Annotated in this window: 23 protein-coding genes and 1 pseudogene; 13 read left to right on the forward strand and 11 right to left on the reverse strand. The window is 63.6% G+C overall.

Translation table 11 applies throughout. The features are described from left to right. The first annotated feature begins 183 nt into the window (after window positions 1-183). Both HF916_RS38805 and HF916_RS38810 read left to right on the forward strand, forming a co-directional pair. Window positions 184-591 (forward strand): DUF2784 domain-containing protein, encoded by a 408-nt coding sequence (locus HF916_RS38805; RefSeq protein WP_168794024.1) that lies wholly within the window; start codon window positions 184-186, stop codon window positions 589-591. 10 nt (window positions 592-601) lie between these two features. Continuing rightward, window positions 602-766 (forward strand): c-type cytochrome, encoded by a 165-nt coding sequence (locus tag HF916_RS38810; protein ID WP_168794025.1) that lies wholly within the window; start codon window positions 602-604, stop codon window positions 764-766. 227 nt (window positions 767-993) lie between these two features. Here HF916_RS38810 and HF916_RS38815 read toward each other — a convergent pair whose 3' ends face one another. After that, on the reverse strand, window positions 994-1,437 hold the full coding sequence (locus HF916_RS38815; RefSeq protein WP_206001956.1) for a universal stress protein: 444 nt from the start codon (window positions 1,435-1,437) through the stop codon (window positions 994-996). A 320-nt stretch (window positions 1,438-1,757) separates the two neighbouring features. Here HF916_RS38815 and HF916_RS38820 point away from each other — a divergent pair, with 320 nt between their 5' ends. The 5 genes from HF916_RS38820 to HF916_RS38840 all read left to right on the forward strand — a co-directional run bounded on the left by HF916_RS38820 (window position 1,758) and on the right by HF916_RS38840 (window position 7,281). Further along, entirely contained in the window at window positions 1,758-2,858 is a 1,101-nt protein-coding gene (locus HF916_RS38820) for a TIGR03118 family protein (RefSeq protein WP_168794027.1), read from the forward strand. Window positions 2,859-3,260: 402 nt separating this feature from the next. Beyond that, on the forward strand, window positions 3,261-4,334 hold the full coding sequence (locus HF916_RS38825; RefSeq protein WP_168794028.1) for a catalase family peroxidase: 1,074 nt from the start codon (window positions 3,261-3,263) through the stop codon (window positions 4,332-4,334). Between the two features lie 194 nt (window positions 4,335-4,528). Beyond that, window positions 4,529-5,074: an RNA polymerase sigma factor gene (locus tag HF916_RS38830; protein WP_168794029.1), complete on the forward strand. Its 546-nt coding sequence runs from the start codon at window positions 4,529-4,531 to the stop codon at window positions 5,072-5,074. Continuing rightward, window positions 5,071-5,958, forward strand: a complete 888-nt coding sequence (locus tag HF916_RS38835) for an anti-sigma factor family protein (RefSeq protein ID WP_168794030.1) — start codon at window positions 5,071-5,073, stop codon at window positions 5,956-5,958. The genes HF916_RS38830 and HF916_RS38835 overlap by 4 nt, the downstream gene beginning before the upstream one ends. A 288-nt stretch (window positions 5,959-6,246) precedes the next feature. Beyond that, window positions 6,247-7,281: an anti-sigma factor family protein gene (locus tag HF916_RS38840; RefSeq protein WP_206001957.1), complete on the forward strand. Its 1,035-nt coding sequence runs from the start codon at window positions 6,247-6,249 to the stop codon at window positions 7,279-7,281. Between the two features lie 151 nt (window positions 7,282-7,432). Here HF916_RS38840 and HF916_RS38845 read toward each other — a convergent pair whose 3' ends face one another. Next, window positions 7,433-7,936: a DUF3455 domain-containing protein gene (locus tag HF916_RS38845; protein ID WP_168794031.1), complete on the reverse strand. Its 504-nt coding sequence runs from the start codon at window positions 7,934-7,936 to the stop codon at window positions 7,433-7,435. 384 nt (window positions 7,937-8,320) lie between these two features. Between HF916_RS38845 and HF916_RS51780 the strand changes: the two are divergent. Further along, a pseudogene (locus tag HF916_RS51780) lies at window positions 8,321-8,769 on the forward strand (ester cyclase). Window positions 8,770-8,956: 187 nt separating this feature from the next. Here HF916_RS51780 and HF916_RS38855 read toward each other — a convergent pair. The 9 genes from HF916_RS38855 to HF916_RS38895 all read right to left on the reverse strand — a co-directional run bounded on the left by HF916_RS38855 (window position 8,957) and on the right by HF916_RS38895 (window position 18,675). Then, a complete protein-coding gene (locus tag HF916_RS38855; RefSeq protein ID WP_168794032.1) occupies window positions 8,957-9,637 on the reverse strand; it encodes a hypothetical protein in 681 nt (226 codons plus the stop codon). After that, window positions 9,634-11,040: a selenium-binding protein SBP56-related protein gene (locus HF916_RS38860; RefSeq protein ID WP_168794033.1), complete on the reverse strand. Its 1,407-nt coding sequence runs from the start codon at window positions 11,038-11,040 to the stop codon at window positions 9,634-9,636. The genes HF916_RS38855 and HF916_RS38860 overlap by 4 nt, the downstream gene beginning before the upstream one ends. Before the next feature lie 307 nt (window positions 11,041-11,347). Continuing rightward, entirely contained in the window at window positions 11,348-12,226 is an 879-nt protein-coding gene (locus HF916_RS38865) for an ABC transporter permease (RefSeq protein ID WP_168794034.1), read from the reverse strand. Beyond that, window positions 12,223-13,053, reverse strand: coding sequence for an ABC transporter ATP-binding protein (locus HF916_RS38870; protein WP_168794035.1), 831 nt, complete (start codon window positions 13,051-13,053; stop codon window positions 12,223-12,225). The genes HF916_RS38865 and HF916_RS38870 overlap by 4 nt, the downstream gene beginning before the upstream one ends. 70 nt (window positions 13,054-13,123) lie before the next feature. Further along, window positions 13,124-14,176 carry an ABC transporter substrate-binding protein gene (locus HF916_RS38875; protein ID WP_168794036.1) on the reverse strand — a complete coding sequence of 351 codons (1,053 nt, stop codon included), beginning with the start codon at window positions 14,174-14,176 and terminating at the stop codon, window positions 13,124-13,126. Window positions 14,177-14,244: 68 nt separating this feature from the next. Continuing rightward, on the reverse strand, window positions 14,245-15,153 hold the full coding sequence (locus HF916_RS38880; RefSeq protein WP_168794037.1) for a TauD/TfdA dioxygenase family protein: 909 nt from the start codon (window positions 15,151-15,153) through the stop codon (window positions 14,245-14,247). Between the two features lie 183 nt (window positions 15,154-15,336). After that, window positions 15,337-15,915, reverse strand: coding sequence for a c-type cytochrome (locus HF916_RS38885; RefSeq protein WP_168794038.1), 579 nt, complete (start codon window positions 15,913-15,915; stop codon window positions 15,337-15,339). Further along, entirely contained in the window at window positions 15,908-17,185 is a 1,278-nt protein-coding gene (gene soxC / locus HF916_RS38890) for a sulfite dehydrogenase (protein ID WP_168794039.1), read from the reverse strand. Before soxC ends, HF916_RS38885 begins: the two co-directional genes overlap by 8 nt. Beyond that, a complete protein-coding gene (locus tag HF916_RS38895) occupies window positions 17,185-18,675 on the reverse strand; it encodes an MFS transporter (protein WP_168794040.1) in 1,491 nt (496 codons plus the stop codon). The genes soxC and HF916_RS38895 overlap by 1 nt, the downstream gene beginning before the upstream one ends. A 293-nt stretch (window positions 18,676-18,968) precedes the next feature. Here HF916_RS38895 and HF916_RS38900 point away from each other — a divergent pair, with 293 nt between their 5' ends. From HF916_RS38900 to HF916_RS38920, 5 genes are read left to right on the forward strand one after another with little or no spacing between them, the layout of a single operon-like run. After that, window positions 18,969-20,036: an ABC transporter substrate-binding protein gene (locus HF916_RS38900; RefSeq protein WP_168794041.1), complete on the forward strand. Its 1,068-nt coding sequence runs from the start codon at window positions 18,969-18,971 to the stop codon at window positions 20,034-20,036. A gap of 18 nt (window positions 20,037-20,054) precedes the next feature. Continuing rightward, window positions 20,055-20,915: an ABC transporter permease gene (locus HF916_RS38905; protein WP_168794042.1), complete on the forward strand. Its 861-nt coding sequence runs from the start codon at window positions 20,055-20,057 to the stop codon at window positions 20,913-20,915. A 45-nt stretch (window positions 20,916-20,960) separates the two neighbouring features. Further along, complete coding sequence (locus HF916_RS38910; RefSeq protein WP_168794043.1) at window positions 20,961-21,833, forward strand: ABC transporter permease; 873 nt, start codon at window positions 20,961-20,963, stop codon at window positions 21,831-21,833. Window positions 21,834-21,868: 35 nt separating this feature from the next. Then, entirely contained in the window at window positions 21,869-22,756 is an 888-nt protein-coding gene (locus tag HF916_RS38915) for an ABC transporter ATP-binding protein (protein ID WP_168794044.1), read from the forward strand. A gap of 46 nt (window positions 22,757-22,802) precedes the next feature. Continuing rightward, a complete protein-coding gene (locus tag HF916_RS38920; RefSeq protein WP_168794045.1) occupies window positions 22,803-24,176 on the forward strand; it encodes an LLM class flavin-dependent oxidoreductase in 1,374 nt (457 codons plus the stop codon). Window positions 24,177-24,219: the final 43 nt, after the last annotated feature.

Genomic DNA, 24,219 nt, shown 5'->3' on the forward strand with positions numbered 1-24,219 from the left:
ATCAGGGGCGGGAATCGTCGTGGGTCTATGCGGGCTGAGCGTCGCCATGCTACTGGTCGCCGGACATTATTGGCGCGAGATGATAAGGCGTCGCCAGCTCCGGCGGATGGACCATCGCGACTGCTGGGAAGTGATGCGGGACAGGCGCTGAAGGTGCACTAGCCGGTTACGAGAAAGCCGATCATGATCGGGCTGGCCAATGCGGTGCTTGTCGTGCACGCGCTGCTTGCGTTGTTCATCGTGTGCGGGTTCGTCGCGATCTGGCTGGGCGCCCCCCTTGGCTGGGAGTGGATACGCCAGCGGCTTTTCCGGCTCGTTCATCTGTCAGCGATCGTTATCGTGGCCACGCTGTCGCTGCTGGGTATCGCGTGCCCGTTGACGACGCTGGAGGACTGGCTGCGTACGGGTTCGCTGGATTCGCAAGGATTCACGCAAGGCTTCATTCAGCGCTGGGTGAGTCGCCTGCTCTACTACGATTTGCCGGCCTGGGCATTCACGCTTCTGTACGTCGCTTTCGGTCTGGTGGTGTTGCTGACCTGGCGCCTGATTCCCCCTGAGAGCGCACGTCACTCGAAAGCAACGCGCCGTTGAGGGTGCGGCCATGCCGAACTTCAGCTGGAAGCTGACCGATAGCGATATCGCTGCTTTGTCCACGTATGTCCGCAATAGCTGGGGCAACGCGGCAGCGCCCGTCTCCGCTGATGCTGTCAAGAAAGCGCGCAGCAGTCTTGATGCGCAGTCGGCGATCGGTGTGGCAAGCAAGTAAGAAGTCACGCGCTGGCTGTTGCGATGCGACACGCCAGCGCGGAGATAAACTGCCACGTCATGCACAGCCCGTATCGCGCACACGATACGCGGGGTGTGCGTGACGAACTTCGGTGCTCCCGTGGCGCCGGACGTCGACAGTAGAAGCGCCGGTTCATCCACGCGCACCGGCTCAAACCGCATCTCGCCTGCCTCGTGTTCGATCAAGTCAATCCATGGCGCTCTCATCTAGTCCAGCGGCACGGTAATAACCGCACGCCCTGCGGCGCGTTTCACAAGCTCCGCGTGGTTGGATGGCTGGCCTAACCATCTCGCCAGTCCACGCGGATTCCGATGACCCAGCACGAGCAGGTCCGCGTTGAGCAAACCTGCGTAATTAGCCATGCTATCGACCACGTTGCCTACCGCGACATAGCCGCACGCAACCGTGCCGCTCTCTCTCAAATGATTCAGCGCTTCCTTCAAGATCTGCCTGGCCGCGCCCTCCATCTGTGAACACGCCACGTCCGATAGGTATCCCAGACTGCTGCCCACGGCCGAGCCGATATCCACGACCGACAGTACATGAACGGTAGCGGTCAACGCATATCCCAAACGCGTCACGCGCAGCAATGCCGATCTGGATTCAGGCGATCCATCGTAATAGACGAGCAGATTGTAGTGATCAGGCATGGGATCCTCGAATCGTGCGACGAAGAGAGTGGCGGCGGTTCTGTCTTTCCCATAACACTCGTGCCAGTCGAGGTATTCCACACAAGCGCAACGATTGCTGTCGCCGGCGGCTGTCTGTCGTCACGGAATAAAACCGCAACCCCAAGTGTTTCGACAAGGACGATTCAGCGCCAAAGGGATCGGGCAATTCAGTCTGCGGAATGACTGTTCGCTGATTGCACGCCCATTCCGTTGCGTACCCCGGATCGTTCGTTCGCGTGCATCGCGGAAAGAAAGACGATTGCGGCGGGCGCTACTCCGAACACAAAAGGAATCGCGAAATGAAACTCCGTCAAAAGGCAGTGATTGCCTGGTCATTCGCCGCTTGCACGGCAACGCTCACCGCGTGTGGCGGCGGCAGCGACAATTCCACCCCGCCGGCCCCGGCCACCGGTCCTTTCAAAGCCACCGTCCTGGTTTCCGATGGCAGCGTGAGCGCGCCGAACACGGACGCCAATCTCAAGAACGGCTGGGGTATCGCCTTCAACCCAACCGGCGTGATGTGGGTGTCCGACAACAATACGAAAAAGTCGACCCTCTATGACGGCAATGGCGTGGTGCAGTCGCTCGTCGTGACGATCCCGCCCGCGGCGAGTGGACAGGCTGCCGGTCCGACGGGCATCGTGTTCAATACCAGCGCCGACTTCGGGATCAGCGCAAACGGCCTCAGCAGTAACGCACTCTTTCTCTGGGCCACCGACGCCGGCACCATCGCCGGCTGGTCACCGAAAGTGTTGCCGACGCAAGCGGTCACCGCGCACGACGACGGCGCCGGCGGCGCCGTTTACAAGGGTCTTGCCATCGGCACGAATGCCGGTCAGAACCTGCTGTACGCGGCGGACTTCCATAACGGCAAGGTCGATGTGTTCGACAAGTCGTTCAACAAGCAGCAACTCGACGGGCAATTCAAGGATCCCAATTTGCCTGCCGGTTTTTCGCCGTTCGGGATACGTGTGATCGGTACGACCGTCTATGTGACGTTTGCGAAGCTCGGGCCCGATGGACACACCCAGGTGAACGGCCCAGGCAACGGCGCCGTCGACGCGTTCGATACAGCCGGGCACCTCACGAAGCGCATTGCCCAGGGTGGATCGCTGAATTCGCCTTGGGGTCTTGCGGTGGCACCGGCAAATTTCGGTGCACTGAGTAATGATCTGCTGGTCGGAAATTTCGGCGACGGCACGCTCGATGCGTTCAACCCCAATACCGGTTCGTTCATTGGCGCCGTGACACAAGCCGACGGATCGACTTTCAGGCAGCCGGGTATCTGGGGCATCTCGTTCGGCAACAATGCTGCGAATCAGCCGCTGAATACCTTGTTCTTCGCCGCCGGTCCGACACCGACGACCGGCGTCTATGGCCGGATCGACGTCGCCCAATAACGAGTCGGCGGACGCGGCGCGAGCGGCGCATACATAGGACACGCTCAGGATCCGCAGGCGCCGCGGACGCCGACTCTGACCACGCAAGCAAAACCCGATGCCACCCAGGCATCGTCGGGACCCATGGAAGGCCTCGTCCAAACCGTTCGAGGTCACGCTGTGATGCGGAAGCGCCCGGATTCTCCTTCAGAAGCTTGGGCACGAAAATATCGGTCAGCCGCAAAGCGGAACGCCGGCCTGTGCGTTTTCGTACAACACGCGATGAGCCGTTTTATTCCGCCGCGAGATGGCGAGACGCCGCTTCGCCGCGAATGGATTCCATTGCGCGGCCACGCACCAAAACGTACCCTGCTCTATACTCGTCAGCTTTTTGGATCGGCGCGTTCGCTTTCACGCTGCATCATGTCCCGACCCCAGCCACCGGCGCTTCTGCTCCGTTACGCCCTCATCGTGATCGTCATTGCGGCTCTCGCAGGAGCGTTCGCGTGGGTCGCGGGCTGGATTCGCTGGCCGGGCAGCGAGCCCGCACTGACGCCTGCCCGCATGATCGACGCGTTCGAGGACAGCATGGGCAGGCACGCCGGCTTTCGCCGCAATCATGCCAAGGGCGTGTGCGTGAGCGGCTATTTCGATAGCAACGGAAACGGCGCCGCGCTGTCGCGCGCGAGCGTATTCGAGCGCGGCCGCACGCCTGTGATCGGCCGCCTCTCGGCGCCGGGCAGCGATCCCGCCCGGGACGACGCCGACGCGTCCGTGCGCAGCTTTGCACTGCTCTTCTCGCTGCGTAACGGAGAACAATGGCGCACCGCAATGAACTCCGCGCCGATCTTCCAGGTTGCCACACCAGAGGCGCTGTACGAGCAACTGGTGGCGCTGCGCCCGGATGCGCGAAGCGGCCAGCCGGATCCCGCGAAATTGAACGCGTTTCTTGCGAAGCATCCCGAAACAATAGCCTTTCGCCAGTGGGTCGATACCCATCCGCCATCCACGGCTTTCCATAACGCGAGTTACTTCGGCATCGACGCGTTCCGTTTCGTCGATGCCGATGGCAACGCGCGCTTCGTCCGCTGGAGCGTCGTCCCCGACACGCCCTATGCGCCGTCGAACGAACTCACTAACCCGGCGCGCGATCCCGACTTTCTCGCACACGATCTCGACCTGCGCTTGCAAACCGGCCCCGTTTCCTGGCGCCTCATGCTGACGCCGGCAGGCCCGGGCGACCCGATCGACGACGCGACGCGCGCTTGGCCGGCCGAGCGCGAATTGCATCGGGTGGACGCCGGCACGATCGTGATCGAGCGCGCCGAGAGCCAGATCGACGGCGCCTGCCGGGACATCAATTTCGATCCGCTGATCCTCCCCTATGGCATCGCGCCCTCGGCCGATCCGCTACTCGCCGCGCGCTCGGCGGCCTACGCGGTTTCGTTCAACCGGCGCACGCGCGAAGAGGCGGGAATTGGCGCGCATCGCCGCTAGAAAGCGCGGCATCGAGACCGCCTCGATGCCGTAAGGACCGCTTTCACACGTTGTGTGGTCTCAAGTTAAACTATGCTGTTCGAGCTTCGTGGCGAAAAAAACGGTGGCGAACGGCAGTGCATTTTTTTGTGCGAGATCGACGTGCTCGCAGTGCTCTCGAACACGTCTCGGGGAACATCGGAGATTTTCGTTCAATGAACGGTGCAGATTTACCAGGCATGCTTCCCGGAATGCTGCCGCGCCTGTGGGCGTTCGCGCTTCGCCTGTCGGGCGACCAGCATGACGCCCAGGATCTCGTGCAGCGCGCCTGCCTGCGTGGGCTCGAACGCGCCCATCAGCTTCAGCCCGACACGGCTCCGCTGAGCTGGATGTTCTCGATTGTTCATTCGACCTGGATCAACGAACTGCGCGCCCGCAGCGTGCGGCGACGGTCCAGTTTCGATTGGGATGACGACTTCCTCGAAAATCTTCCCGACCCCGTCGACCGGGGGCCCGAAACGCAATTGATGCACGGGCAGATCATCGACGCAGTCGACCGCTTGCCGGAGGCGCAGCGCGTCGTGATGCTGCTCGTTGCCGTGGAAGGCTTGAGCTATCAGCAAGCCGCCGAGGTGCTCGAGGTGCCCATCGGTACCGTCATGAGCCGCCTGTCGCGCGCCCGCCAGGCGGTCGGCGCGCTGCTTGGCGGCGCGACGCCGAAAGCCCGGCCCGCGAAGACACAAAAGGATTCGATCGCATGATGGCTGACGACGCTCAACTGCTCGCTTACGTGGATGGCGGCCTGTCGCCCGAGGACCGCAGCACGGTCGAAGCGCGACTGCGCGAATCCGCCGAAGCACGGGAAAAGGTCGCGCTGTTGCGCGCTTCGCGCCTGGATTTCGCGGACGCTTTCGCGCAACAGAATATCCCGCCGGTGCCCGATTCGCTGAAGCTCAAGGTCGACGAGATGATCCGCGCGCAGCGCGCCCGGGAATCGAACGAGCCGCCCCTGTCTGCCTGCGAAAAGACGCCCTCCGAACCCGTGCGCTCGCGCGTGCGCGGCATGCCGGTCTGGCTTGCCGCGGCCTGCGTGGCCGGCGCTTTCGCCTGCGGCCTGTTCGTACGGCTCGGCCCGCTTGAAGGCGGCGGCACGCAGGTGACCGCCCGCGCCGACGTATCGCCGTGGGTGGCGGCGGCGGTCGGCTATCAGAAGCTGTACACGCGCGACACCGTCGCGTACTTGCAGGAAGATCCCGCGGCCGCCGCGAAGATCGTCAGGGATATCCGCAGCGACGACCGGCTCGCCCTGCGCGTTCCGGACCTGACGAGTGCCGGGCTGACGTTCAAGTCGGTGCAACGCCTGCGCTTCAACAACAAGCCGCTCGTGCAGATCATCTATCTGCCGCAAAATGGCCCGCCCATCGCGCTGTGCGTGATGAAAGATTCGAAGCCGGACCAGCCGGTCGCGACCAGGACGGTCGACGCAATGGACGTCGCGACGTGGCGGCAAGCGGAGCTGAGCTATGCGCTCATCGGGAAGCCGGGCGACGTCGATCTCGCCGCGCTCGGCAAGCGCATCTCCAATCTCGACATGGCTCCGCTTTTCAGCGACGCCTCGCCGATAACACGGCCCACGTCCGGATGACGGCATGCCCGAGCGCGCCGCGCGATAGCGACGCATCGGGCCGTGCCGCGGCGAATTTCGGTAAGCCTTTACCGTAAGCAGGCGCGCATTAGACGACATACTCAGGTGCAGTCAAAACTGAGCCACGCACCCCGCCGCTCAACGACGAACGCGCTCACGCGACTCGAACAAAATCTTGAGAGCCCGACGGAATAATGTCGAGCCATAGGTGTTCTGTCATTAGCCCTCATTGCGTCATGCAGGTTTGGGCCAGGCGTCCCCATTCCGCGAAGAGCGAAGACAGGCCTTATGAATCCGGACGACATCGAATTGATGGGCTACGTGGACGGCACACTGCCGGCCCACGCGCGCGAAGCCGTGGAGCGCGCGCTGAACGGCTCTTCCGACGCCATGCAACGCGTCGCGAGACTCAGGGCGTCGCGCCTGCCCTACGCGGAAGCGTTTGCGCAGCAGGCTCTGCCGCCGGTGCCCGAAAGCCTGAGCGCGCGGATTGCCGACATGGCGCGCGCGGCGAACAAGCCCGCGCAGAATCCCACGCGGAACCAGCCACTGAGCCTACAAGGCGACGCCGCGGCGGTTGGGCGCGATGCGAGCGCCAACGATGCCGTCGTGCCGCATCCCGGCGCCGCCGCGGCGTCAGCGACGATCCGCTCGCGCTCGCGCCTGCGCGTCGCGCCCGCATGGCTAGCCGTCGCGTTCATCGCGGGTGCGTTCGCCTGCGGGTTCGTGCTGCGCCTCGGAAGCGGCATTGGGGCCGCGTCGACCGGAGGCGCGTCAGTGGCGTCGGTGGCGTCGGTGGCGTCGGCGGCGTCGGTGGTAAAGGGGATGTCGCCCTGGGTCGCGGCCGCCGCCAGCTATCAGCAGCTCTATTCTCGCGACACGCTCGCCAACATCGAAGCCGATCCCGCGCTGGTGGCGAAAACCACCGCGCAGATTCACGACGACGATGGCCTCGCCGTCCGCATTCCGGATCTGAGCGCTTACGGCCTCACGTTCAAGCGCGTGCAGCGTCTGCGTTTCAACGACAAGCCGCTCGTCCAGATCGTCTATCTGCCCGAACGGGGCGCGCCCGTCGCATTGTGCGTGATGAAGGAGGCCAAGCCCGACGCGGGCCTGAAGGCACAGCAGGTCGCGTCGATGACGGTCGTCACCTGGCGTCAGTCCGAACTCGGTTACGCATTGATCGGTCCGCGCGACGGCGTCGATCTGAGCGTGCTGAGCAACAGCATTGCCACCCGCCGCGCCCCGCCGCTCTTCGGTTCCCTGCCCGCGCCCATTCCGCTTGCCGCGCTCGACACGCCGGTTCTTTCAGCCACGGAATAATTCGGCCGCTCCGCTATTGTGTTGAAGAGACCGGCGTTGCCTGGCATCGTCAACTGCGAGCGCTTATCTACTCCATTGCTTAAAAAATGGAGTTATCCGAAATAATTCGACTGGTCATGAGGTCCATAGGGATGCTATCCGCCGTCGCTTGTTACTTGAAAAAAGTATAAGTGGCGATGTACGGCGAGTTGCCCACCGCATGTTCGACGGTGCATGGCGCGGTCGGCGCAACGCCGCCGGCGGTCATCGTGCGTTGCACGTAACGCACTTCGCTCAACATGCCCTTCGCGCCCGTCGAATGTGTTTCCAGCAGCAGCTGCGGCACGCCGTTCGGCGTTTCACTCGGCATCTGCGCGAGGACGTGGCCCACGATCCGGCTGCCGTCGCGGGCTTCCCACGAGGGTCCCGCCGAATGCTCGATCACCGCGTTCCCGGCCGTGTCGAACAACGTGGCGCGCGGACTGCGGAACACCCAGCCAAGCGTGTGATTCGCATCGTATTGGCACGAGTAAATCTGCACACCGGATGCGCTCGCGCTCAGGAGCGCGACCGCATCGGGCGGGTCGATCGACGCGGCGCCGGCCGACGTGGCGACTACCGCCGACAGCCATACGGCGCTGATCGAGTGGCGCGTTCTGCGTGACAAGCGAATCATGGCGATGCTCCTTTTGACGCGATACGGTGAAAGCCTGCAACCGGCTCGCCCCTCTTCAAACACGCGATGTGCCGTCGATGGCAATCGCCGGCGGTTCGGGCCGCGCCGGTTTCGACTGAGGCCGGCACGCGTGTCGACGAACCTGTTGTTGTGTAAGCAACCGGTTCACCCGGGCTGCCGATACAACACCTCACCATTGCGATCTATTCCACGCCGCTTTGAAATCTCCTCGCGCGGCCACGGCGGATTCCGGGCGGCAACCGCGCGCAACGCGAGTATTGCAGCAAGAAACGGAAGGCGGCCGACTGCTTGCGCCCATATTGTTCAGGCAGAGGGAAGCGATTGCGTTTCCCTCGTTCAACCACAGTCAATGAGGAATTCACCATGTCCAAGGAAGATGACAACAAGGCCGTTGTAGGCCGCTGGTTTACCGACTTCTGGGGCAAGACCTGCAGCCTCGACATCGTCGACGAACTCGCTGCGCCTGACATGCTTCTTCAATACTCGCTGCACGAACCGCGCGTGGCCGCGAGGACATCAAGGCCTTCATGAGCGGGTTCCGCGAAGCCTTCCCGGACCTCAACTTCTGGGGCGCCGCCGATCTCATCGCCGAGGGGGACTATGTCGTTGGCCGTTGGGAGGGTGGCGGCACACATACCGGTCCGGCATTCCGCGACTTCCTCTTCGGATCGTTGCCTGCGGCGACCGGCCGGACCATGCGCTTTACCGGCACCACCGTGTTACGGCTCAAAGACGGCATGATCGTCGAAGAAATCGGCCTGGACGACGGCGTCACCGCCCTGCGGCAACTCGGACTCATCAAGCCAGCGTGATCGAAGACGCGGCGCTTCCGGTATCGTCCAACGTCGCCCAGTGCAACTGACGATACAACGGGCCGGGGCGCCGCGGCCCGTTGTATCGGAAGTTAAATGCGGCCTTGGGCGCGAGGCAAAACCCGTGAGCCGTGTGCGGCAGCAACCGGCGCCAGGAGTCGGCCGGGAGTAACGGACACACGCCCGATCACACCTCACCGACCACCGCGGCATTAAGCGCCAGCGAGAGCGCGCCAACCAGCACAAGACTCAACGCCCACACCGCATCCAGATTGAACCAGCTCCGCGACACGAACTTCAACCCCAGGTAACGATAGACCAGCCAGGCCAGAAGCCCACCGGCAACCATCATTGCGCAAGCATGCACACACGAGACGAGCAGCGCCATGCCCAGATTCGCTTCGATCAGGGATTGCGCGGCCCGATGCCCTCGATCCATGCCATAAGCGCTACACAGCCCGAGGTAGATGGGGACGAGCATCAGTCCGGCGCCGTGCGCAATGGCAACGGCGAACGACCACAGCGTGAGCCGTGACGGCGGAATTCGCACGAGGACACGCGGATGGCGTCGCCGGATCAGCAGGAAAACGCCAAAGCCGATCACGAGCACACTGGCGCCGACCTGTATCGCGTGCTGCCAGGCGAGCAGGAGCGTCAGTATGGCGAACGGCAGCATCACCAGTAACACGGCCAGCACGTGCCCAACCGCGAGATAGACGAGCGCGCTGAACAGCGCCCGCGCGCGCCGCTCCATCAGGCCGCTCGACACGGCGAGCGGCCACCCCATCGCCGGGTTGATCCCGTGATAGAGACCGCTCGCCAGAATGGCCAGCCACAGGCCGGTCTGCGACCAGCCTCCCCCAATCAAACGCCCACCGACGGGTAACAGAACGAATCGGTCGAGCAGTCTCCGCCTTCGAGCCGGATCTGATGAGCCCGGTATCCGTCCGGAAACGTCACCCAATAGTCATCGGCCAACGCGAGCCCGCCACCGGGTTCGGCCCGCGCCATGACCTGCGCCGCCGGCACGCCGTCCGGGTAGAACTGGTTGTCCCACGTCGAATAGAGCGAGTTGGTCCAGTAGACACGCTTGCCGTCGCGGCTGATCTCCACCATCTGCGGACCACCCGCAAAGGTCTTGCCGTTCGTATGAGGCGCGCGCCGAACGATCCCGCCGATATGAACCGATCCCGTGAGCTTCGGCTTGCGGGGTTCGGTCACGTCGTACTGGCGCATCTCGCCGGTGCCCCAACAGGCGACGTACAGGAATTTGTCGTCGATGGAGAGATCGATGTCCGTGACGAGCGGCGGCACCGCGCCGAAACCCTGCAGCAACGGCGGCAGCAGTTCGGTGGCTGCGGGCTCGGGCGGAATGGTCGCGGTCTTCTCGATGTGAAACTCGCCCCCTTCGCGCCACCAGGTCCAGATCGACCCTTCCAGATTCGTCGTATCGACCACCACGCCGATAAAGCCGTACTCGCGGCTCGGATCGTGCGCGGGCCGCACTTCGAGCGCCATCTGATGGTTCGCGCCGAGATCGAGCGTCTGCACGTTGCGCCGACCTCGCAGATCCCAGAAGTGGATCCGGTGCCCGTATTTGTTCGACAGCAGATCCTCGGGGACGATGCCGTTCTCGAATTGCGGCGGCAATGCCCATTCGCTCGACACCATATAGTCGCGCGGCAGGTTCCACCAGAAATCGTAGTGCTTCTCCTGCGACCCGCGATCGATCTCCCAGCGGCCGAGCACCTCGAACGTTTCGCAGTCCATGATGAAGATGCCCGGCGGCCCGTCGGTGCCATCTTCGCCCGCGCCGCCGAGCGTGCTGACGTAAATCCCTTCCGGCCCGCAATGAATGGTATGCGGCCGCGAGTAACCCGTTTTGCGGAAAATTTCCTCGGGCTCGATGATCTTGTGAATCTTCGCCTGGGTCGGATGCGGATGGGTGTCCACGATGTAAATGCGTGACGAACGCATGCCCGGAATGATCAGATAGCGTCGCTCGAGGAACGCGTGGCCGGTCAGCGGCGAAAGCGACGACGAGCAGGCATTCCAGCCGAAATGATGGAATTCGTCCCCTTTGTTCGGCACCGGCACGGTGTGAACCACCTGGCTGTAGGTGGGCGAGCCGGGCTTCACGTCAATGACGGCGAGCGCGTCGGGCTGCGAGAAGTCAGGGCTGAGAAGCACCGTGTAGGCGTACTCTTCCGCGGGCGCATCCATCGCGAGTTTCGGTGACGCATGGAACGTGGGATCTGGGCGCATACCCATGGCGAGTTCTCCTTGTCTATCCGGTTCGGGGCCAGGGCGTTCGCGTATTCACCGTCATGGACGGGCCGCTCGCCTTGTTACGAAACATCGTGCGTCAATGAGATACACGGCCCGTTGGCGGAGGACCGTGGCGCAGCTTTAGATTTGTAGTCCACGGCGGCAGCGAGAGCAACCGAGAGTTTCGCCAACTTTTTGTGCGGCGCAGCGTTAGTCGTGTGCAAGCGCCCTGCTGCACTATCCTACTCGCCAACGCGATGCGCCGCCGTTCGTCCCGCACGGCGTGCGCGTTCGGTGCCCTGAAGATCCCTCAGTGCTGCACGCCCCAGCGCCGCACGGTCACGCGTTCGAGCGTATCGAACACCAGGTGCTCGATCAGCAAGCCGATCACGATCACCGCGGCAAGGCCCGCGAAAACGCGGTCCGTATACAGCTCGTTGCGATTCTGGAAGATGTACCAGCCGAGGCCGCCGCTGCCCGAACTCGCGCCGAACACGAGTTCGGCGGCAATCAGCGTACGCCAGGCAAACGCCCAGCCCACCCGCAAGCCCGCCAGAATCGCCGGCAACGCCGCCGGCACCAGAATCAGCAGCACATGGCGCATGCCGGTGAGCCCGTAGTTGCGGCCGGTCATGCGCAGCGTCGCCGGCACCGACTGGAAGCCGGAATAGGTGTTCAGCGCGAGCGGCCAGAGCACCGAATGGACCAGCACGAACAGCAGGCTGCCGGTGCCGAGGCCGAACCAGAGCAACGCGAGCGGCAACAGCGCAATGGACGGCAACGGGTTGAACATCGCCGTCAGCATCGAGAGGACATCGCGGCCCAGACGCGTCGACACCGCGAGCGACGTCAGCACGAAGGCGAGCGCCGCGCCGAGCAGATAGCCGCGCAGCAGCACGGACATCGATACGGCGGTTTTTTGCAGCAGCTCGCCGGACCACACGCCTTGTACGAACGCGCTGAACGTCGCGCCGAAAGTGGGCAGCAGCAGATCGTTGTCGATCGCGCGCGCGGCGATTTCCCAGATGCCGATCAACACCAGCGCAATCAGCGTCTTGCGCAACCAGCTCTGCGCGAAGATGCGCTTGCCGAGCGGCAGCGGCGCTTCGAGCACGAGTTCGCCGAGCGGTTCGAGCGGACGCTCGTACTCCTCGCGAACCGGCGGCAGCAAAGTGGCGGGAGAACTCATTGCCCAGCCTCCGTCTCTTCGAACAACAGGTGATGAATACGCGCGACGCTGCGCTGAAAATCGCTGCGTCCGAAACTGTCCTGCGAATATTGATGGCTGTTGAGCTCCGCGCGCACACGGCCGGGATGCGGCGACAGCAACAGAATGCGATTGCCTACCACCAGCGCTTCCTCGATCGAATGCGTGACGAACAGCAAGGTGAAGTTCACTTCCTCCCACAGACGCAGCAATTCTTCCTGCATCTTGCGGCGAGTTAGCGCGTCGAGCGCGGCGAAGGGCTCGTCCATCAGCAGCACGCGTGGCTGCATCGCCAGCGCGCGGGCAATCGCGACGCGCTGCTTCATGCCGCCCGACAACGTATGCGGATAAGCATTGGCAAACGACGCCAGCCCGACCTTCTCCAGATAATGCAGCGCCCGCTCCTTGGCCTCCGCGCGCGAGAGCTTCTTCGCGACACGCAACGGAAAGGCGACGTTCTGCAGCACCGTCTTCCACGGCGGCAACTGGTCAAATTCCTGAAACACGACAATGCGATCCGCGCCGGGACCGCGCACAGTCTGGCCGTCGAGCGAAATGCTGCCGGACGTCGGTTCGATAAAGCCGGCCACCGCCTTGAGCAGGGTCGACTTGCCACAACCGGACGGTCCGAGCAGCACGAAACGGTCGCCGCCGTAGACGTCGAAACTCACGTCGTGGGTTGCGCGCACGATCCGCTCACGCGTGCGGTATTCGAGGTTGACGTTTTCGACGGCGAGCAGTCTTTCACTGGTCGCCGGTGTGGCAGCTTCTGCGGGGTTCGGAAACAGCAAGGTAGGATTGGCCACCATCAGATCGCTCCCTGTAAGCCGACCACTCGGGCCGTTGAATATCCGGCGATGCTCGCGTAAGCATTCATGTTCAGCTACCCGCGGCGGTCGCCGGGTCGTCGAAGAAATAGTCCTTCCAGGACTTCGGTTCGTTCTTGATCGCGCCGACGCGATGCATGAACTGCGCAAGCCCGAACGTGTTCTGCGGTGCGACCTTGAACTGCACCTGCGGATCCTTGATGACCTTCAGCAGCAGACTGCGGTCGATCTTCGATTGATTCGTGCGGATGTAGATATCGGCCGCGGCATCGGGATTTGCCGTGATGAAGCGCGCCGCGTCGGCCAGTGCGTCGACGAATGCGCGGTAGGTCTTCGGATTGTTGTCGCGGAATTTTTCCGTCGCGTACAGGACGGTCGCCGAACTCGGACCGCCTAGCACGTCGTATGAATTCAGCACGATGTGCGCCTTCGGATTGCCCGCCAGCTCCTGCTCCTGAAACGGCGGATTGCCGAAGTGTCCGGTGATTTCCGTGCCGCCCGCGATGATCGCCGCGGCCGCGTCGGGATGCGGCAAAGCCTGCGTGAACTTGTCGAGGCGGTTGTAATCCTTGTCACCCCAGCGTTTCGCCGCCGCGTATTGCAGCACGCGCGATTGCACCGACACGTTGACGGCCGGCACCGCGATGCGGTCCTTCTCGGTGAAGTCGGCAATCGTCTTGACGTTGGGATTGTTGCTGATGAGGTAATACGGCAGATTGCCGAGCGACGCCACGCCCTTCACGTTCTGCTTGCCGTGCGTGCGATCCCAGATCGTCAGCAAGGGGCCGACGCCCGCGCCGGCGATATCCACCGCGCCGGAGAGCAGCGCGTCGTTGACGGCGGCGCCGCCCGAGAGCTTCACCCAGTCGACCTTGATATCGAGCCCCTGCTTGCGCCCTTCCTTCTCGACAAACTGCTGATCGCGCGCCACGTTCAGCAGCAGATAGACGATACCGAACTGCTCGGCCACGCGAATCTGCCCTTCAGCATGCGCGGGCACGGCTGCGCCGAGACCGGCCACAGCCGTCGACAGAGTCAGCAGCGTCGCGGTCAAACGGCGAGCAAAAGACGACCGCGCAGCGGTCGGGCGAAACATGGCGAGCATCAGAACTCCGGTCAGCGTGTGAGCGTGTTGTTTTGGTTAAAGCAGGGGTAAAGCGAGGCGCGTTGCTTTCAGAACGGCACGTCGCCTTCAATCGTCGTGCGATACAGTTTGCGGCGCAGATGATCCGGCGTGCCGGCCGCAAGATGCATCAATGAGCGGTTGTCCCAGAACACCATGTCGTGTTCGGCCCATTGATGCCGGTATAGATGCTCGGGGCGCACGCTATGCGCGAAGAGTTCATCGAGTAATTGCATGCTCTCGTCTTCCGGCAAACCGATCACGCGGGTCGTGAAATGCTCGCCGACAAAGAGCGCCTTGCGTCCGGTCTCCGGATGCGTGCGCACGATCGGATGCACCACCGGCTTTACCTGCGCGATCTGCTCGGCGGAGAGATTCGGTCGCCACGGGCTGCGCTTTTGCAGCTCGGCGTACTTCGCGAGATACGTGTGTTCCGCCGAACGTCCTTCCACAGCGGCACGCAAATGCGCGGGCAACGTGTCGTACGCCAGATGCATGTTGGCGAACAGCGTGTCGCCGCCTTCCGAAGGCAATTCCTGCGCGTGCAGCAGCGAGCCGAGGCTCGGTGTCTCCTTGTACGACAGGTCGGAATGCCAGTAATGACCGGCATCGCCGAGACCGATCGGCTGGCCGTTCTCGACGATGTTGGAGACGACCAGCACCTCCGGATAGCCGTTCAACTGGAACTGATGCAGCACATGAATCTGCAGCGGACCGAAGCGGCGGCTGAAGGCAATCTGCTGATCCGGCGTGATGCGTTGATCGCGAAACACCAGCACGTGATGATCCAGATGCGCGCGGTGAATGCGGCGGAAATCGTCGTCGCCGAGCGGCTGGCTGAGATCGAGGCCCAGCACTTCCGCGCCGACGGGGGCGTCGAAAGCGCGAATCTCGATGGGCTGGGCTTGATGAGCGTGGCCAGTCTCGCTGGCGGCGGTGGGTGCAAAGGCAGTCGTCACAGGAAACTCTTGGTCGAATCTGTTCGGAAACGCCGGCAAGGGCGCAGTCAGACGAATTTACCGGCACGCACGCACGCCGACAACGAAGCAAATCCGATACTGATATCTGCTGGAGTGATAAACCCGATGCTTTAACGCGCGGCGGGCAGCCGGCCGACTCTTGATGTGTCCCCGCGAGGCCCGTCAAAGCCGCCCAGGACGCGGGTCGGCGACGAAACCATCGCGATTGGGCATGACCACGCGCGGCAGCGACGCCGCGTCGAGCCGCGTATTCGCCGGCACGATGCCGTTCTGGTTGAGCAGGAACGCACTCACCGCGTACACCTCGTCGGCGGAAAGCGATTCGGGCGCGGTGTAGGGCATCGCACGGCGGATGTAGTCGAACAGCGTGGTTGCATACGGCCAGTAACTGCCCACGGTGCGTTTCGGCTTCGCGCTCGTCAACGTGCCCTGCCCGCCTATCAGTTGATCGCCGAGGCCGCCCTGGCCCTGCGCGCCGTGGCACGCCGCGCATTTCGCGGCGAAGACGTGCGCGCCCGTGGCGACGTCGCCGCTGCCCGCCGGCAGACCGCGGCCGTCCGGCGCGATGTCGATGTTCCATGCGGCGAGGTCTTGCGCGGTGAGCGGCGTGCCGATGTCGTGGTTCGCCTCGGTGTTGCGCGCTGACGGCGCCACCGATGAACACGACGCCAGCGCCGTCAGCGACAGCAACGCGGCCAGTGCCACACGAGCGGGCTTGCGCCGGAAAAGCGCCTCACGCATTTCGCACCTCGCCGCTTGCCTCAACGCGCCATTGCTGAATCGCGTTGTAGTGATATTGCGAGTTGAGACCGCGCGCGGCGACCAGTTCAGCGCGCGTCGGCTGCACGTAGCCGGTCGAATCGGTGGCGCGCGAGAGAATCGCGGCCGCGCCGCCGTCCCAATGCCAGTCCGCCTCGAAGCGCGTCAACGCGCGATCATGGATCGCGCCGACCAGACGCGCGGCGCGCCACGTCGCACCGCCATCGGTCGACACCTCGACCTTGCGGACCGTGCCGCGCCCGGACCAGGCCAGACCGGTGATCGGGTAGTAGCCGTGGGTGGTGAGGCGATGCCCCGGCGACGGCCGCGTGATCACCGACTTCGCGTCCATCTCGAACGCGAACTGACGCGCGGTGCCGTTCGGGAGCAGGCTCGTGTACTTCGAGGTTTCCTCGCGCGTTTGCAATGGCGCGTCGACCACCTTCAACCGACGCAGCCACTTGACGTTGGTATTGCCCTCGAAGCCGGGGACGATCAGCCGCAACGGATAACCGTTCTCCGGGCGCAAGCGTTCGCCGTTTTGCGCGTAGACCACGAGTGCGCGGTCGAGTATCCGTCCGAGCGGCAAACTGCGCGTCATGGCAGCGGCGTCGGCACCCTCCGCCAGTAACCAGCCGCCCTGTGTTCCGCTTTCGGAGACCGATACACCGCCCACTTCTTCGAGCAAGGTGGAAAGACGCACGCCGGTCCATTCGCAGCACGACAGCAGACCATGCGTGAGTTGCACGGGCATGCCGCTCGGCCCATTCCATTCATTGCCGGTATTACCGGAACATTCGAGAAAATGAATGCGCGATTCGGATGGCAGGCGCAGCAGGTCGTCTATCGTGAACAGTTTCGGCGTCCGCACGAGTCCGTGAATCGCCAGCCTGTGCTGATCGGGGTCGATGTCGGGCACGCCGCCGTGATGACGTTCGTAGACGAGACCATTGGGCGTGAGCGTGCCGTGCAATTCGGCGAGCGGCGTCATCGACGAAGCCGCGCCGGGTAACGGCCAAGCGCGTGCACTATGGCGCACGACATCCGCCTCATGCGTCGACGGTACGCCGTACGGATGTTCAAGTATGGGTGCGCCTGGCACGCGGCTCGACGGCGCGACCTCGAGCGGCTTGAGCAACTCGCTCGCCGCCGCAGCTTGCGAGGCAACGAGGCTGCCGAGTGCCAGGCGGCCAAGCACGCGACGGCGACCGCGCGACGGCGGCGCATCCTGCTGGGCGATGCGCGAAGGCATTATCGCGTTCCCGTCACGGCCGGCTCCGCGTAATCCTCGCCGTCGATGTCATAGCCCGACGGCTCCCAACGGATCACCAGCAACGTGAGCAGCGAAGCCAGCGGAGCGATCGCGATCAGCCAGAACACTTTCGTACCGAGCGCGGCGGCGAGCACTGGAAAGAGAAACAGCGAGACCGTCGACGCGGAACGCACCAGCGTCTGGTTGAAACCCACGCCGATTCCGCGCAAGGACGTGGGATAGCTCAGCGACGCATACGTCATCGAATGGGAGCCGGGCCCGAAACCTTGCCCGAACAGATAGCCGCCGAGCAGCAGGATCGCCACCACGACGAGCGCGCCGCTGCCCGGTTTGCCGATCAGCGCGAGGCCGATCAGCGAGGCGAACTGCAGCGCGTGTCCGAGCACCGTCATTTTCCATGCGCCGACCGTCGGCGCGGTGCGCACGCCGATCAGACCGCCGACGAACGCAAACGCCAGGTTCAGCGCCAGCGCGGCGATGATCGTCGTGAGCGGCCCTTGATGAAAGAAGCTGGTGATGATCACCGGCAAGCCGAAGATGATCGCGTTGTAGCCGAACGAAGAAGCGCTGCCGATCACCGCGGCGAGAATCGTGCGGCGGCGATACGTTGCATTGAAGAGCACGCCGTAGTTGCGCCATGAAGCGGCACGCGGCGCTTTAACCGGCACGTCGCTCGCCTCGACCACGGCGTCCACGCCGTACGAGCGCTTCAGGATGCGCGCGGCTTCGTCGAGATTGCCCTGATTCGCGGCCCACACCGGCGATTCGCTGATATAGCGGCTGCGCACCAGAATGATCGCGATGGCGGGCACGGCGCCGAAGGCCAGCGTCAGACGCCACAGCCAGCCGAGCTGATGCTCCGGCAGAATCGCATAGAGCCCGAGAATCAGCAGATAGCAGGTACTCGTGGCCGCATACCAGGCGGGGCACCAAGCGGCGACGCTGGCCGCCTTGTTGCCCTTGCCCGCCACGCGCGAGAATTCCGCGAGAAACGCCATCGCCACCGGCAGATCGAGACCGACGCCAAAACCCATCAGAAAGCGCGCGCCGCCTAGCACCCACGCATTCGGCGCGAGACCCGCCGCGATCGCCGCGACCACGAAGAACAGCATGTCGGCCATGAACACACGATAGCGGCCGATGCGGTCCGTCAGATAACCGCCGAACAGCGCGCCGAGAATCGCCCCGAAGGTAATGGCCGATGAAACGAAGCCCACCTGCACTGGCGACAGCGAAAACTGGCGCGCGATGTCCTTGATGCCGTAAGCGAGCGAGGTCAGATCGTAAGCATCCAGAAAGACGCCGCCGAGCGCGATCGCAATCACGATGCGCGCATTGCTGCCCTTCGCGGCGCCGGCGTTGACGATGCGTGAAACGTCTTGCGCGCTGCGGATGACAGCGGGCCGCGCCGCGCTGTCGGCGGGCGTTTGAGTGTCGACATCGGTCGATGGAAAAGCAACAGTGGACATGATCCGGACTTCGCATGAATGGCTGAAGCGTTGCATGGTAGCCATCCGCTACACGCCGGCAAAACGACGAATTTAACTATGCAAATCGGGATTTCCGCGCTTGCTTCGTAGTGCGCCATGCAGCGGCGCTATTGGCAGCACGGTTCGCACTTCTGCAGATTTTCTTATCTGCAATGATTGGTTGGATTCGAACGCACGCGAATCTAACGTGTGTAGTTCCTGCGGCCGGCGACCCGGTTATCCGCCGACCTGAGCTTTTACCCCCGCTCCCATCCCTCGATTGGTATTTGCGCATGCGCTATTTCCGTCTGCTGAAGTCTTTGGTCGCCGTGGCGACCCTCTCGCTTGCCGCGGTTCACGCCTATGCCGACAAGCCCGCGGTGATCCGCATCGGCGTCGCGCAACAAGGCACGGGCGATCCGCCCACTTTCGGCGGCTCGCCGGCGGCGACCGTGCAATTGCAGCAGTCGTTAGAAAAGGAATTCGCCGCCGACGGCATCAAGGTCGAGTGGCTGTTCTTCAAGGGCGCCGGCCCGGCGGTCAACGAGGCAATCGCCGACAAATCGCTCGACTTCGCCTTCCAGGGCGATCTCCCCTCGGTGCTCGCCCGCGCCAATGGCCTGAAGACGCACCTTCTGCTTATCTCGGGCGCACGCGTCGGCATCAAGGTCGCTGTGCCGGCCGATTCGGATGTGCATTCGATCAAGGACCTGAAAGGCCGGCGCGTGTCGATCTTTCGCGGCACCAATCTGCAACTCGTCGCCGACAACGTGCTCGCCGCCAATCAGTTGAACGAGCGCGATCTGCACGTGATCAATCTGGATGCCGCGAGTTCGCTCGCAGCGCTGGCGTCCAAGGGCATCGACGCGTCGGTCAACGACTACCACGTGTACAAGCTGCGCGATCAGGGCCTCGCGAAGGTGGTCTACGAATCGCAGAACGACGGTCCGCAATTCACGCGGCAGTCGCATCTGCTGGTCGTCGACGACTTCGATCATGCGCATGCGGATATCGTGCAGCGTGTCGTCAACGTGTTCGTGCAAGGCGCGCAATGGTCCTCCGACGAAGCGAACCGCGATGCGCTCTTCAAACTGTGGGCCAAAAGCGGCGTGCCCTATTCGTCGTGGCAGGCCGAGTTCGCCAATCAGAAGCTGAAGGACCGCAACTCACCGTTGATCGATCCATTCATCGTGGGGCGCTATAAAGCCGTCGCGACGGATGCGCTGAACCTGAAACTGATCCGCCAGCCGGTCGAGGTCGATGGCTGGTTCGAAACGAAATATCTCGACAACGCGCTACGCACGCAAAAGCTCGACCACTACTGGACGCGTTATGACGTTGCGGGAAAACCGCAAAGCTAACCCACCGGAGCGATCACGATGAGCGAAACCGCAATCCACGTCGAACGCGAACGGCTCGCGCCTTCCAGTACACCGCAAACGTCTCACGTTCCGCTGTTTCGTGAGCCGTGGCTGCGCGCGCTCGCGTGGCGGCTCGCCCCGTGGGTCTTGCCGGCGCTGCTGTTCGCACTGTGGGCCGTGGGTTGCGAACGCGGCTGGATCGCGCCGCAAATTCTGCCGGCGCCCGAGCGCGTGTTCGAGACGCTGGTCGAGTTGGCACAGAGCGGCGACCTCGCGCGCAATACGCTGGTCAGCCTGCAACGCGTGCTGCTCGGTTTCGGCGCGGGCACGCTGCTCGGCTTCGCGCTCGGCGCGGCGCTGGGGTTGTCACGCACGCTCGAAGCTTATGTGCTGCCGAGCTTCAATGCACTCGTGCAGATTCCGGTGCTTGGGTGGCTGCCGTTTTTGCTGTTGCTCGTGGGCGTGGGCGAACCGCTCAAATACATTCTGATCGCGCATGCGGCGCTCGTACCGGTCACGTTGAGCACGCTGCAGGGATTCCGCCAGACACCCGCCGCATTGGATGAAGTCGCGCGCGTGTTCGAGTACAACGGTTGGCAACGGATTGTCTATCTCGTGCTGCCCGCGGCGGTGCCGACGCTCGCCACGGGCGTGCGGCTCGCGTTCACGAAAGCCTGGCTCGCGCTGGTGGTCGTCGAACTGGTGGCGTCTTCCGAAGGGCTCGGTTATCTGATCGTCTACGGGCGGCAACTCTTTCAACTCGATCTGGTGATGGCGTCGGTGGTCGTGGTCGGCGCGATTGGTTATGCGGTGAATCGTGCGCTCGATGCGCTCGAAGCGCGCCTGCGACGCGGACAGCCGTCGGCATTTCGCGAGTGATCGCATGAACGACGCACACATGGCGCCACACGCGAGGAAACTACGATGAAGCTCTTCAAGCGTTCCAATCAGTCGGAACAGTCCGCCGACGCATCCTGCGATTGCAGCGCCCCCGCTTCCTTCCGACGCGCTGCCCAGCCGCGCCGCCCGCTGCTGACACGCGTCGACTGGCGCGGCGCCGTCTTGCCCGTCGTCGCCATTGTGATCTGGTGGGCCGTCTCGGCAGCGCATGTGAGCAAAAGCGGATTGCTCGTCAGCCCGGCGCAGGTTCTCGCCACCGCGTGGCAGCAGATCGAGAGCGGCGCGCTGCTAAAAGCGCTCTCGGCGTCGCTTGCACGCGAAGCGAGCGGCTTTGTGATCGGCACGCTGGGCGGCCTGCTGCTCGGCAGCGTGCTCGGCTTTTCGCGACTCGCGACACGCATGATCGGACCGAGCTTCGACACCTTCAAACAGATCTCGCTATTTGCGTGGATCCCGTTGATTTCCGTGTGGTTCGGTCTGGGCGACGTGGCGAAAGTCGTGTTCCTCTCGCTCGCCGCGCTCCTGCCCGTCACCGCACATACCTGCGACGGCATCCACGCGGTGCCGCGCGCCTATATCGAAGTCGCACGCGCCTTCCGTTACTCGCGATGGCAGCTCATCCGCGCCGTGATTCTGCCGGCCGCGCTGCCGTCGATCTTCACCGGCATCTATCTCGCCTTGATCTATTCGTGGCTCGCCACGCTCGGCGCCGAATATCTGCTGGTGGCCGGCAGCGGCATCGGCAACACGCTGATCGACGGCAGCGAGCAGTTCCGCATGGATCTGGTGCTGTTCGGCGTGATCGTGATCGGCGTGACGGGCTGGGCGTTGAACGCGCTGGCGCGCGCCGTGGAACGGGCGATCTTCGCACGCCGGTTCCAGTCGGCCACGCGCTGAAACCTGCAGATGAACTTTCACTCTCCGGACCGCTCATGACTGCTTCCACGCTCTCCGACAGCATCGACATTCTTCACGTCAGCAAGCACTACGCCCAGCAAGACGGCACGCCGCTCGCGGTGCTCGACGACATCAGCCTGCGCGTGCGCGCCGGTGAATTCGTCAGCGTGCTCGGTTCGAGCGGTTGCGGCAAATCCACCTTGCTGCGACTGGTCGCGGGACTCGACACCGACTATAGCGGCGACATCGTCGTCGCGGGCGACAAGGTGCGCGATACGTCGCTCGAACGCGGCATCGTGTTCCAGGATCACCGGCTGTTTCCGTGGCTCACGGCGTCGCAAAACATTCTCGCCGCGCTGCGTAACGCGCCGCTTTCCGCACGCGAGAAACGCGAAGCCGTGGCGGAACATGTCGGGCTGGTCGGCCTCAACGGTTTTGAAAATGCCTACCCGCATCAACTGTCGGGCGGCATGGCGCAGCGCGTGGCGATCGCGCGCGGTCTCGTCAATCGTCCGCGCGTGCTGCTGCTCGACGAGCCGTTCGGCGCGCTCGACGCGCTCACGCGCGGCCGTTTGCAAAACGAGTTGCAGCGCATCTGGGAACACGAACGCATCACGATGATCCTCGTTACGCACGATGTCGACGAAGCGCTTTATCTCGGCGACCGCGTCGTCACGATGGCGCCACGGCCGGGCCGCATCAAGCGGATCGTCGATGTCGCGTTGCCGCGTCCGCGCGAGCGCAACGATCCCCGCTTCATCCGTTTGCGTGACGAAGTGCTGGCCGACTTCGCCGAGCACGACGGCGCGCAACGCGAACCACGCGAGGATCGCGATGATCGCGGTGGCGATAAGCCGCGCGGTGGCACGCGCATTCCGCAAGTAGCGAGTTCGCCGATCACCGAATGGCGGCTCGCATGGTGATGCGCGCGGTCACTCCTATCCACAACAATTCTTCATGGAGCAGACGATGAGCGGTGACAAGCAGCAGAAGCGGCAGATCAGACTAGGCGCCTTCCTCATGGAAACAGGCCATCATATCGCCGCATGGCGGCATCCCGATGCGCATGCAAGCGGCGGGCTCGACTTCGCGCACTACGCGGAACTCGCGCAGATCGCCGAGCGCGCCAAATTCGATGCGATTTTTTTCGCCGACAGCGTGAGCGTACGTGACACGAATCTGCCTTCGCTATCCCGCACCGCCCGCGCCGATCATTTCGAACCATTGACCTTGCTATCGGCACTCTCGGTCGTGACGAAACACGTCGGCCTGATCGCGACGGTCTCCACGACATTCAACGAACCCTATAACCTCGCGCGCAAATTCGCTTCGCTCGATCATCTGAGCGGCGGCCGCTCGGGCTGGAATCTCGTCACGTCGAGTACGGAATCCGAGGCGCTCAATTTCAGTTTCGAGCGCCATCCGGAGCACGCGGTCCGCTACGAGCGCGCGCGAGAGTTCTACGACGTGGTGGCCGGCCTGTGGGATAGCTGGGAAGACGATGCGTTTCTCCGCGACAAGGACAGCGGTGTCTACTTCGACCCGGACAAGCTGCACGTGCTCGGCCATACGGGCAAGCACTTCAAGGTGCGCGGGCCGCTGAACGTCGCGCGTTCGCCACAGGGCTGGCCGGTCGTCGTGCAGGCCGGCGCGTCCGAGGCCGGACGCGAACTCGCCGCGCAAACCGCGGAGGTGATCTTCGTCGCGCATCAGACGCTCGAGGAAGCGCAGTCGTTCTATCGCGACGTCAAAGGGCGTCTCGCGAAGTATGGGCGCGCGCCGGATCATCTGAAGATCATGCCGGGCATTTTCCCGATTGTCGGCCGCACGCAGGAGGAAGCCGAGGAGAAATTCGCCGCGCTGCAGGACCTGATTCATCCGACCGTCGGTCTCTCGCTGCTGTCGAATATGTCGGGCGGCGTGGATCTCTCGCAGTATCCCGTCGATGGGCCGTTGCCCGAATTGCCGGAAACGAACGGCGGCAAGAGCCGTCAACGGCTGCTATTCGACCTCGCGCGGCGCGAGAACCTGACGATTCGCGACCTGTATCTGCGCATCGCGGGCGCGCGTGGGCATCAGCAAGTGGTCGGCACGCCAAAGAGCATTGCGGACCAGTTACAGCAGTGGTTCGAAGAAGAAGGCGCCGATGGTTTCAACATCATGTCGCCATGGTTGCCGGGCGGCTTGACGGAATTCGCCGAACTGGTCGTGCCGGAATTGCAACGGCGCGGACTGTTCCGCACGGAATACGAGGGAAGCACGCTGCGCGAAAACCTCGGGCTGCCGCGCCCTGTGAATCGTTATGCGTCAGCGACGCAGCAGGTAGCCGCCATAGCAAGTTGATCAGCGACGGCATTCGCGCCGCCGGACACGTTCTCTTCACCAA

It is taken from the genome of Paraburkholderia aromaticivorans, assembly GCF_012689525.1.
Taxonomy (GTDB): Bacteria; Pseudomonadota; Gammaproteobacteria; order Burkholderiales; family Burkholderiaceae; genus Paraburkholderia; species Paraburkholderia aromaticivorans_A.